This window comes from Paracoccus broussonetiae (assembly GCF_031854425.1).
GTDB lineage: Bacteria > Pseudomonadota > Alphaproteobacteria > Rhodobacterales > Rhodobacteraceae > Paracoccus > Paracoccus broussonetiae.
The window spans coordinates 1-10,290 of sequence record NZ_JAVRQI010000032.1; the positions used below are offsets into that span (position 1 = coordinate 1).

Annotated in this window: 9 protein-coding genes; 6 read left to right on the top strand and 3 right to left on the bottom strand. The window is 64.5% G+C overall.

The annotated features are described in order from the left end of the window. Positions 1–11 precede the first annotated feature (11 nt). Complete coding sequence (locus tag RM190_RS22930; RefSeq protein ID WP_311761804.1) at positions 12–1,664, bottom strand: GMC family oxidoreductase; 1,653 nt, start codon at positions 1,662–1,664, stop codon at positions 12–14. Between the two features lie 68 nt (positions 1,665–1,732). Further along, positions 1,733–3,037: an MFS transporter gene (locus tag RM190_RS22935; protein ID WP_311761805.1), complete on the bottom strand. Its 1,305-nt coding sequence runs from the start codon at positions 3,035–3,037 to the stop codon at positions 1,733–1,735. Between the two features lie 170 nt (positions 3,038–3,207). Here RM190_RS22935 and RM190_RS22940 point away from each other — a divergent pair, with 170 nt between their 5' ends. After that, entirely contained in the window at positions 3,208–4,023 is an 816-nt protein-coding gene (locus RM190_RS22940; protein WP_311761806.1) for an IclR family transcriptional regulator, read from the top strand. Here the strand turns inward: RM190_RS22940 and pdxR are convergent. Beyond that, on the bottom strand, positions 4,020–5,501 hold the full coding sequence (gene pdxR, locus RM190_RS22945; protein WP_311761807.1) for a MocR-like pyridoxine biosynthesis transcription factor PdxR: 1,482 nt from the start codon (positions 5,499–5,501) through the stop codon (positions 4,020–4,022). The two genes, RM190_RS22940 and pdxR, sit on opposite strands and share 4 nt — an antisense overlap. A gap of 138 nt (positions 5,502–5,639) precedes the next feature. On the opposite strand from pdxR, the gene tauA reads away from it, so the two are divergent. From tauA to RM190_RS22970, 5 genes are all read left to right on the top strand, one after another. After that, on the top strand, positions 5,640–6,668 hold the full coding sequence (gene tauA, locus RM190_RS22950) for a taurine ABC transporter substrate-binding protein (RefSeq protein WP_311761808.1): 1,029 nt from the start codon (positions 5,640–5,642) through the stop codon (positions 6,666–6,668). Between the two features lie 62 nt (positions 6,669–6,730). Further along, a complete protein-coding gene (locus RM190_RS22955) occupies positions 6,731–7,546 on the top strand; it encodes a taurine ABC transporter ATP-binding protein (protein ID WP_311761809.1) in 816 nt (271 codons plus the stop codon). Further along, positions 7,539–8,366: an ABC transporter permease subunit gene (locus tag RM190_RS22960; protein WP_311761810.1), complete on the top strand. Its 828-nt coding sequence runs from the start codon at positions 7,539–7,541 to the stop codon at positions 8,364–8,366. Before RM190_RS22955 ends, RM190_RS22960 begins: the two co-directional genes overlap by 8 nt. 120 nt (positions 8,367–8,486) lie before the next feature. Further along, a complete protein-coding gene (locus tag RM190_RS22965; RefSeq protein ID WP_311761811.1) occupies positions 8,487–8,882 on the top strand; it encodes a nuclear transport factor 2 family protein in 396 nt (131 codons plus the stop codon). Positions 8,883–8,890: 8 nt separating this feature from the next. Next, on the top strand, positions 8,891–10,282 hold the full coding sequence (locus tag RM190_RS22970; protein ID WP_311761812.1) for an NAD(P)/FAD-dependent oxidoreductase: 1,392 nt from the start codon (positions 8,891–8,893) through the stop codon (positions 10,280–10,282). Positions 10,283–10,290: the final 8 nt, after the last annotated feature.

Here is a 10,290-nt window from a genome sequence, read left to right on the forward strand (position 1 = left end):
CAGTCTTTCCTTCAAGCAACCTTGTCAAAGGCGCCGCCGCTGGCGCGCCCGGTTTCAGACGCATGATCCTCGAGGACCATGCGCGCGAGCCTTGCCCCGATCATCATCGCGGGGGCATTGGTATTGCCCGAGACGATCTCGGGCATGATCGAGCAATCCGCGACCCGGAGGCCGTGGATGCCGCGCACCCTGAGGCGCGGATCGACCACAGCGCGGTCGTCAACGCCCATCCGGCAAGTGCCGGTCGGGTGGTAGATCGTCGTCGAGTTCTCGCGCGCCCAGGCCAGAACCTCGTCATAGCCCTGGACATCGGGCGCGGGGCGGAACTCCTGCGAGATGGCGCCGCGCAGCGGTTCGGTCCGCGCGATCTCTCGCGCGATCTCGATCCCGGCGACGATGGTGTCGCAATCGGTCTGGGCCGAGAGGTAGTTCGGCTGGATCAGCGGCGCGTCGCGCGCGTCGGACGAGCGCAGCGTGATCGTCCCGCGGCTTTCGGGGCGAAGTTGGCAGACGGACTGCGTAAAGGCCGAGAAGGGGTGCACCCCCTCGCCCGGGCTGTCGGCCGACCACGGCTGGATGTGGAACTGAATGTCCGGTGTCGCGAGATCGGGGCGGGTTTTCAGGAAGCCGAAGACGAGGCTTGCTGCCATCGTCATCGGGCCGCTGCGGAACAGCGCGTATTCCAGCCCGATCCGCGCCTTGTTGACGAGGCTGCGAACCTCGTCGTTCAGCGTGGCCTCGCGGCATTTGAACACCAGCCGCGCCTGCAGGTGGTCCTGAAGGTTACGGCCGACCTCGGGGGAGTGGCGGGCGACGCGGATGCCCTGCGCGGTCAGCGCCCCGGCATCACCGACGCCGGAGAGCATCAGGAGTTGCGGCGATCCGATGGCACCAGCGCACAGGATCACCTCGCGTGCGGCGCGCAGGATCTGGCGGCTGCCGTCGGGACGGGCAATCTCGACCCCCGTGGCGCGGCCTTCCTCGATCACGACGCGCAGCACCTGCGCCTCGGTCACGATGCTGAGGTTCGCGCGGTCGCGGATCGGCGTAAGGAAAGCCTTGGCCGAGGAGCAGCGCCGCCCCTTGTCGACGGTCAGCTGGAAATGTCCGACGCCGTCTTGCACCGGGCCGTTGTAGTCCGGGTTATAGGGGATGCCGCGCGCTTTCGCGGCCTCGATCCACAGTTCGCAGATCTGCCTGCGCAGGCGCGGGTCCGAGACCTGCAGCGCGCCTTCCGTGCCGCGCCCCTCGCCCTCGCCACGCTGAAAGGTCTCCAGTTCCTGGAAAACCGGGCCGACATCGTCCCAGGACCAGCCGCGATTGCCCATCTGGGCCCAATGATCATAGTCCTCGCGCTGGCCACGGACATAGAGCAGCCCGTTCAGTGAGGACGACCCGCCCAGCACCTTGCCGCGTGGCCAGTGGATCGCGCGACCGGCAATGCCGGGATCCGGCTCGGTCTTGTAGCACCAGTCGAAATCCGGGTTGTGCATGGTGCGGAAATAGCCGACCGGGATATGGATCCACGGGCTGGTGTCGCGCCGTCCGGCCTCGATCAGGGTGACGCGGATGCCGGGATCTGCGCTCAGCCGGTTCGCGACGACGCAGCCCGCCGAACCCGCGCCGACGACCAGGTAATCCGAGATTTCCGCTGCCTGGGTCATTGTCATGTCCTTCGTTCGTTCGGTTCAGGGTCGCGATGCGCCTTGGGGGCGCATCGCAGGATCAGAACTCAGCGGTTGCGACGCCCGATCAGGATCGCGCAGACCGCCGAGACGAGGCCGGCAAAGACGACGTAGCAGCACAGCCAGAACGGATCGTTTCCATTGGACGCCATCAGCCAGGTCGCGATCATCGGCGTGATCCCCGAGGCGAAGATGCCCGAGAACTGGTAGACGAAGGACACGCCGGTATAGCGCACGCTGGGATCGAACAGATCGGCGAAAAGCGCGGCCTCAGGGCCATAGCAGATCGGGTAGATGATGCCGAAGGGCAGCACGATCCCCAGCACGATCAGCACGGGGTTGCCCGAGGACATCAGTGCGAAAGCGGGAAACACGCTCAGCGCCAGCAGGATCGAACCGGTGGCATAGGTCCGGGGACGCCCGACCTTGTCCGAAAGCCGCCCGAAGAAGGGGATGAACACCACCATCACCACGGCTGCGGCGCAGACGGTCCAGAGCGCGAAGCTGCGCTCCAGCCCGACATATTTGGTGAGGTAGAGGATCGAGAACACCGCAAAGATGTTGAAGAACACCCCGTCGATATAGCGTGCGCCCATTCCCAGCGTGACGTTTGCGGGATAGCGTTTCAGCATGTCGACAAAGGGCAGGCCCTGATCGCGGGCACGGGATTCGGCCTTGGCCTTCTCGAATTCCGGGCTTTCGCCGATATTGCTGCGGATCCAGGTGCCCAGTCCGACCAGAATGATCGAGGCGACGAAAGCGGCGCGCCAGCCCCAGGTCATGAAGGCTTCGTCCGGCAGCATGGTCAGCAGCGCCATGACGCCAGACGCCATGAACAGGCCCAGCGACAGGCCGATCTGGGGGATCGAGGCATAGAAGCCGCGCTTGTCCTTGGGCGCGAATTCATAGGCCATCAGAACGGCCCCACCCCATTCGCCACCGATGCCGATGCCCTGCAGGATGCGCAGCAGCAAAAGCAGGATGGGCGCGGCGATGCCGATGCTTTCATAGGTTGGCAGCAGCCCGATGGCGACGGTTGCGCCGCCCATCATCAGCAGCGTGATGACCAGCATCGTCTTGCGTCCGATGCGGTCGCCAAAATGGCCAAAGACCAGCCCGCCGAACGGACGCGCGACAAAGCCCACCGCGAAGGTGGCATAGGCCATCAGAATCGAGACGGTCTCGTGATCCGAAGGAAAATAGAGCTTGTTGAAGACGATCCCGGCGACGACTCCGTAAAGGAAGAAATCGTACCATTCGATCGTCGAGCCGATCAGGCTGGCGAAGACGACCTTTTTGACATTGTTCTCGGTGGTGGCGGCGCCATAGGCCCCCATGCTCAGATCCGACATTACGCCCTCCCGTGCGTTTGTTGGTCTTCTCGCAGTCATGTTGTTGACCGGCGCCCTCTCCCTTGGCGCCGATTGGGGGATGCTGCCTCAGCCTTGCGTCGTGAGTCAAAGGTTTTTTGATACGCAAAGTCTCAAAAAAGTAATTCTTGGTCAGTGAAGGAGAGTTGGAGGTGTCGACACGACCGGTTAGAATGGGCACGATCAACAAGGAATCCGATCCGATGGACCAAAGCCGCGACCCCGGGACAAGCGCACCCAGCCTGCGGAATCTGCAGATTCTCGAAGCGGTTGCGACGGGCGCGCGTCCGATGACGGCGACAGAGATCAATGCCGGGCTTCAACTTCCGAAGCCCACGATCCATCGCCTTGTCGCGAACCTCGAGCAGGAGGGTTATCTTTCGCGCCACTTGGACGGGCGCAGCTATCTTCCGGGGCCGAAACTGCGCGCGATGATGTTGGGCGTGATGCGCGCGGGCCATCACCACCTGCCCCGACGCGAGGTTCTGACGCGGCTGAACGAGGCGTTGGGAGAGACCTGCAACCTGTCGATTCCCGATGGCGACGCGATGATCTATGTCGACCGGGTGGAAACGCACTGGCCGCTGCGGATTGCGTTGAAGGTCGGCTCGCGCGTGCCCCTGCACGCGACTTCGGCCGGCAAGGCCGCGCTTGCGCAGATGTCCGAGGCGGCGCTGACGCGCTTTCTGTCCAAGGCCCGCCTGACCGCGCATACCGACAGGACGATCACCGACCCGCAGGTATTGCGCGCAGAAATCCAGCGCATCCGCGAACAGGGCTATTCGACCGACGAGCAGGAGTTCGTGCCGGGCATGATCGCCGTCGCGGTTCCGGTCCTTGACCCGTCAGGAGGGTTCTGTGCGACGCTGTCCTTTCACGCCCCGGTCCAGCGCCTGACGGTCGAGGCCGGATTGAACCATCTGCCCGCCATGCGCCAGGCCGCGGCCGATCTTGCCGAGCTGATCTAGCCCCGCGCCATCGCGCGATCCATCTGCGCGACAAGCGCGATCCCTTCGGGGATGTCGCGTTCGTTGATCGATGAATAGCCCAGCCGAAACAGCGGACATGGTGTCGGCGGCTGCTCGAAGAAGACTTCGCCGGGTTCGATCAGCACGCTTTCCGCACGCAGACTTTCAGCAAGCAGGGCGCTGTCGCTGCCCTCGGCCCCGCGCAGCCACACGCTGGAGCCGCCGGATTCCGCTGCACCCTCGATCCGCAGGTCGGTCATGGCCAATGCCTGCTCCAGCACGGCGCGGCGACGCTTCAGCGCGGCGCGAAGCCGTTCGATATGCGCGTCGTAATGTCCAAGCGCCAGAAAATAGGCAGTGATACGCTGCAAATGGCCCGGAGGGTGGCGCAGCATGATCCCCCGCAAGGCTCTCGCCTTGGCGATCAGGGGCGCGGGCGCCACCAGATAGCCGATGCGAAGCCCCGGAAACAGGGATTTCGAGAAACTGCCGATATAGATCACCCGGTCCTCGGCATCGAGCGACTTCAGCGCGGGCTCGGGCGGCGCAAGATAGGACATCTCGAAATCGTAGTCGTCTTCGATGATCAGGAAATCCTGCGCGGCGGCGCGGCGCAGCAGGTCGTGGCGGCGGTCGATGGGCATGGTCGCGCCGGTCGGGATGTGATGGCTGGGCGTGGCGATCACCAGCTTCGTATCGGGCGGCAGAAGCGCGGGCACCAGCCCCTTGTCATCGACCGGCAGGAAGCTGGTCGGGCTTTGCGCCCGGCGCAGCGTCTCGGCAAAATCTGGATAGCCGGGATCCTCGGTCACGGCACGGCGGTCGGCGCGGGCCAGCAGTTCGACCGCGAGGAACAGGGCATTCTGCGCACCCAGCGTCACCAGCACCTCGTCCGGGCGTGCCCGGATGCCACGCCGCGCCAAGGTGTTCGAACAGATGTAATCGACCAGCAAAGGATCGTCGGCGCCATAGCGGTCGGCGGCAAGATCCGCGAAATCCCGGGTCCCCAGCGCCCGCCTTGCGCAGTCGCGCCAGGCATTGTGGTCGAACAGCCGGGGATCGGCCTGACCGTAGATGAAGGGATAGCGATACTGATGCCAGTTGCTGGGCTTTCGGATCACGCGGCGGGGCTGGTTCTGCTCTCCCAGCCATTGCGTCCAGTCCGGCGGCCGCTCTCCGGCCGGGCGGACGGAACTGGCGCTGAGGCCGCGATGCGGCACGCTGTCAGCCACCGCGATTCCCGATCTTGGCAGGGTCTCAAGATAGCCGCGGCTGACGAGATCCTGATAGACCAGCGTGACCGTCATGCGAGAGATGCCAAGCGTTGCTGCCAGCCTGCGGCTTGACGGCAGCCGCGTGCCGGGCCGCGCATGCGCCTCAAGGATGGCGCGCACGATCGCCGCCGCAAGCTGGCCCTGCAGCGTCGACGCCTCGTCCTTGCGCAGCTGGATGATCTCGGCGGGAAGCTGGTTTGCCATCTGGACCTAACATCGGCTGAAACTGGACATATCCCTGTCCCCCCCGATCTGCAACATTCCAATCTGCGACGTGCCGCAAGATGCACGCGTGGACCGGGCGCGCGGCAAACGCGACGCCACGAACAGGGAGAACTGGGAATGACAATGACCCTTGCCGGGCGGCGTCTTGCTGCCCTTACCGCAGCCGCGGTCCTGATGGCCGGAACGGCCTCTGCCGAAACCGTCGTCGTGGGCTATCAGCAGATCGTCGGCCCCTTCGTCGCGGCGATTGCCGATGGCCGGCTGGACGAGGCTGCCAAGAAGGCGGGTATCGAGATCGACTGGCGCCAGTTCAGTTCGGGCGGCGACATCTCGACTGCGCTGGCTTCGGGTAACGTGCCGATCGGGGTGATCGGCTCGACGGGGATTGCGGCCTCGACTACGCGGGGCGTCGACATGCAGCTGTTCTGGATTCTCGACAATATCGGCAAATCCGAGGCGCTGGTCGCCCGCAACGGCTCGGGAATCGAGAAGCCCGAGGATCTGGTCGGCAAGAAGGTCGGTGTGCCCTTCGTTTCGACCTCGCACTTCCACCTGCTGATCGGCATGGAAAAGATCTGGAACATCTCGCCCAAGGACGTCCAGATCCTGAACATGAAACCGCCGCAGATCGTCGCGGCCTGGCAGCGCGGTGATATCGACGCGGCCTATGTCTGGCCGCCGGCGCTGAGCCAGCTGATGGCGGACGGAAAGGTCATCGCGGACAGCGAACAGATCGGCGCGGCCAGCGTTCCCACCTTTGACGGGCTGGTCGTCGACAAGGGCTTTGCCGAAAAGAATCCCGAGTTCATGACCGAATTCACCAAGGCGATGGCCGAGGCCTATGCCGATTACAATGCGAACAAGGCCAGCTGGACCGCTGATTCCGAACCGGTCAAGGGCATCTCGCGCATGATCGGCGGCGAGGGCAAGGATATCGTGGACGCGCTGAACATGCTGTCCTTCCCCAATGCGGATGAGCAGATCTCGGATACCTGGCTGGGCGGCGGCGCAACCCGCGCCCTGACCGACAGCGCCAAGTTCCTGGTCGACCAGAAGCAGATCGACTCGGCGCTGCCCGATTATGCCCCCTATGTGAACGCCAGCTTCGCGGAGACAGCCGCCAAGGCCGAACAGGCCGCGAAGTGACAACATACGGCCGCGGCCTGCCCGCGGCCGACCTTCCCCCTCCTTTTGCGAAGAGAACCCAGATGCGGACACTCGACGTATCCAATGTCAGCCTGATCTATCCCGGCCAGATCAAGGGTCGCGACATCGTCGCGCTCAAGGGTGTCGACCTGACCATCGAAAACGGCGATTTCGTCGTCGCCCTGGGGGCGTCGGGCTGCGGCAAGACCACGCTGCTGAACCTGATGGCCGGCTTCATGGCCCCCACATCGGGGCAGATCACTCTGGGCGGCCAGCAGGTCATGGGACCGGGCGCCGAACGCGGCGTCGTCTTTCAGAAACATGCGCTGCTGCCCTGGCTCAACGTCATCGACAACGTCGAATTCGGCCTGAAGCTGCAGGGCGTAGATGCCCGCACCCGTCGCGAACGCGCGGTGAAGAACCTGGCGCTGGTCGGGCTTCAGGATTTCCACCAGCACATGATCTATCACCTGTCGGGCGGGATGCAGCAGCGTGTCGGCATTGCCCGCGCCCTGACCTGCGACCCGGCCATGCTGCTCATGGACGAACCGATGGCGGCGCTGGACGCGCTGACCCGCGAGACGGTTCAGGAACTGCTGCTGAAGATCTGGCAGGTCACCAACAAGATGTTCTTCTTCATCACCCACTCGGTCGAAGAAGCACTTTTCCTGGGCTCGCGCCTGATCGTGATGTCGCCGCGCCCCGGTCGCATCACTCACACCTACGAGCTGGATTTCAACAAACGCTTCCTTGCAGAGGGGAACGCCCGTGCAATCAAATCAAGCCCCGATTTCATCCGTATGCGCGAACAGATCCTTGGCATCATCTACGGCGACGAGCGCGCCGGCCAGCAGGAACAGGAACGTCTTGATGCTTGATCGCCTGTTGCGCGCCCGCCCCGCGCGGGCGGGAACGTCCTACGGTGCGCCCGGCGCTGGCTCCAGCGCGCTGATAAGCCTTGCGACGGCGCTGATCCTGATCGGTCTGTGGTTCCTGATTACCAGCATGGGCTGGATCAAGCCGCTGTTCCTGCCGTCGCCCGGCGCAGTCTGGGGCAAGTTCGTGCAATCCCTGACCGAGGGGCTGTCAAACTCGACCCTGCTTCAACACACGCTGGCCAGCCTTGGCCGCGTCCTTGGCGCCTTCTTCCTGGCCCTGGTCGTCGCCGTGCCGCTGGGCATCCTGATGGGCGTGAACCGCTGGGTCAGGGGCATCCTGGACCCGATCATCGAGTTCTATCGCCCGTTGCCTCCGCTGGCCTATCTGCCGCTGATCATCATCTGGCTGGGCATCGGCGAATTTCCCAAGGTCTTCCTGATCTTCCTAGCAATCTTCGCGCCGATGGCGATCGCCGCCCGTGCCGGGGTTCGCTCGGTCTCGACCGAGCAGATCCATGCCGCCTATGCGATGGGCGCGACCAAGATGCAGGTGATCTTCCACGTCATCCTGAAAGCCGCGCTGCCGGAGATCTTCACCGGGATGCGGATCGGGATCGGCGTCGGCTGGACCACGCTTGTCGCGGCCGAGATGGTCGCGGCCAGCCGGGGACTGGGCTTCATGGTCCTGAACTCGGCCGAATATCTCGCTTCGGACGCGGTCATCATGGGCATCATCGTGATAGGCGTGCTGGCCTTTGCCTTCGACCTGCTGATCCGGCGCATCGAAAAGGCCATGATCCCCTGGAAGGGCAAGATCTAGGCCCAAGGGCCGCGGCCCCCGCAGCGGGGCCGGGCCACCCCAGTCACACAGCACTTTCGACCTGAAACAACCGGAGGGCCGCCTAAGCCGCACCCTCCGCCCTGAGGAGTGATACCCGAAATGTCCGCCACGCTGACCGCCAATGACCTGAAGGCCACCTTCGACGCCTTCAACCGCCATGACATCGAAGGCGTGATGAGCCATTTCGCCGAGGATTGCGTGTTCTTCACGGTCGCCGGTGACCACGAATTCGGCAACCGGATCGAAGGGCGGGACGCCATTGCCAAGGCATTCCAGAATGTCTGGACGACCATGCCCGACGTACAATGGGCCGATCACAGTCACTTCCTGTCCGAAGACGGCACGCGCGGTGTCTCTCAATGGACATTCCGCGCCACCAATCCCGACGGCACCCGGACCGAGGTCCAGGGCGTCGACCTTTTCCGCATCAAGGACGGCCACATCGTCGAGAAACAGGCCATCCGCAAACAGCGCCCGGCAATTCCGGTGAAGTGAGAACGCAAATGCAGGCTATCGCAAGACGTACGGACTCGGTGCCCTTCGACCCGCTTTATGATCCCATCCACGCGCAGGCGCTGGGACCGCACAGCGATTACGCACCGACCTACTGGATCGGCACCGCTGGTCCCGCACCCGAGGCGGACGGCCCCGTCAGCGGCGACATGGACGTCGATGTCGCGGTGATCGGGTCGGGCTATACCGGGCTTTCGACCGCGATCCACCTTGCCAAGATGCATGGCATCAAGGCCACTGTGCTTGAGGCGAATGGCGTCGCCTATGGCTGCTCGACGCGCAATGGCGGGCAGGCCCAGATCAGCGCCGGCCGTCTGAAGCGCAGCCAGTGGATCGACCGCTGGGGCATTGACGTGGCGCGTGGCCTGCATGCCGAGATGATCGAGGGGTTCGACCTGTTCCGCGGCCTGATCCGGGACCACGCGATCGACTGCGACCCCCAGGAGGGCGGACATTACTATATTGCGCACAAGCCCTCGCTGATGCCCGGCCTGGCCAAGGAGGCGGCGCTTCTGAACGACAGCTTCGGCTATGGCGCCCGCATGCTTTCGCGGGACGAGGTGTTCGAGACGGTGGCCCGCGACCACGAGGCGCATGGCGCGATGTGGGAACCCGACGGTACCGGCATCCATGCCGCCAAGCTGGCCTTCGGTTATCTGCGCGTCGCCCGCGAACTGGGCGCAAAGGTTCATACCGACAGCCCCGTTACCCATTGGGAATATCGCGGCGGACGGCACCATCTGCGCACGCCCGGCGGCATCGTCCGCGCCCGGCGCGTCGCGGTCGCCACAGCCGCCTATGCGCCGCGGGGCCTGCATCCCCGGCTGCGCGACCGCGTGATGCCGATCATGTCGAACAGCGTCGTGACGCGGGTTCTGACACCGGCCGAGATTGAAGCGATCGGCATCAGAAAGCTTTCACCCCTGACCGATACCCGGACGCTGCGCCACTACTATCGCCTGCTGCCCGACAACCGGCTGCAGATCGGCTCGCGCGCGGCGATCACCGGACGCGACGCGGCCAACCCCTCCCATCTTGCCGGGCTGCGCGAGGGGATGGCCCGCAAGTTCCCCGCCTTGCGCGGGATCGAACTTGATTACAGCTGGTGGGGTTGGGTCGATGTCAGCCATGACATGATGCCGCGCATCACCGGCCTGCCCGACCTGCCCGGCGCTTACTACACCCTGGGCTATGGCGGGAACGGAGTAATGTATTCGGCCATGGCAGGACGCCGGATGGCCCAGCTTGTTGCGGGCGAACGCGTCCCCAGCCTGCCGATCTTCAATACCGAACTTCCCCATGAGGGCTGGAAGACGCCATTCCGGCGGCTTGGCCAATGGGGTCTCTATCACCTCTATCACTACCGCGACGAACGCGCATAAGGAGCCAT

Excerpts from the sequence above, each read along its gene's own strand:
- tauA (WP_311761808.1), top strand. The coding sequence starts at position 5,640 with ATGACAATGACCCTTGCCGGGCGGCGTCTTGCTGCCCTTACCGCAGCC.
- pdxR (WP_311761807.1), bottom strand. The coding sequence starts at position 5,501 with ATGGCAAACCAGCTTCCCGCCGAGATCATCCAGCTGCGCAAGGACGAG.
- RM190_RS22935 (WP_311761805.1), bottom strand. The coding sequence starts at position 3,037 with ATGTCGGATCTGAGCATGGGGGCCTATGGCGCCGCCACCACCGAGAAC.
- RM190_RS22970 (WP_311761812.1), top strand. The coding sequence starts at position 8,891 with ATGCAGGCTATCGCAAGACGTACGGACTCGGTGCCCTTCGACCCGCTT.
- RM190_RS22930 (WP_311761804.1), bottom strand. The coding sequence starts at position 1,664 with ATGACCCAGGCAGCGGAAATCTCGGATTACCTGGTCGTCGGCGCGGGT.
- RM190_RS22960 (WP_311761810.1), top strand. The coding sequence starts at position 7,539 with ATGCTTGATCGCCTGTTGCGCGCCCGCCCCGCGCGGGCGGGAACGTCC.
- RM190_RS22955 (WP_311761809.1), top strand. The coding sequence starts at position 6,731 with ATGCGGACACTCGACGTATCCAATGTCAGCCTGATCTATCCCGGCCAG.
- RM190_RS22965 (WP_311761811.1), top strand. The coding sequence starts at position 8,487 with ATGTCCGCCACGCTGACCGCCAATGACCTGAAGGCCACCTTCGACGCC.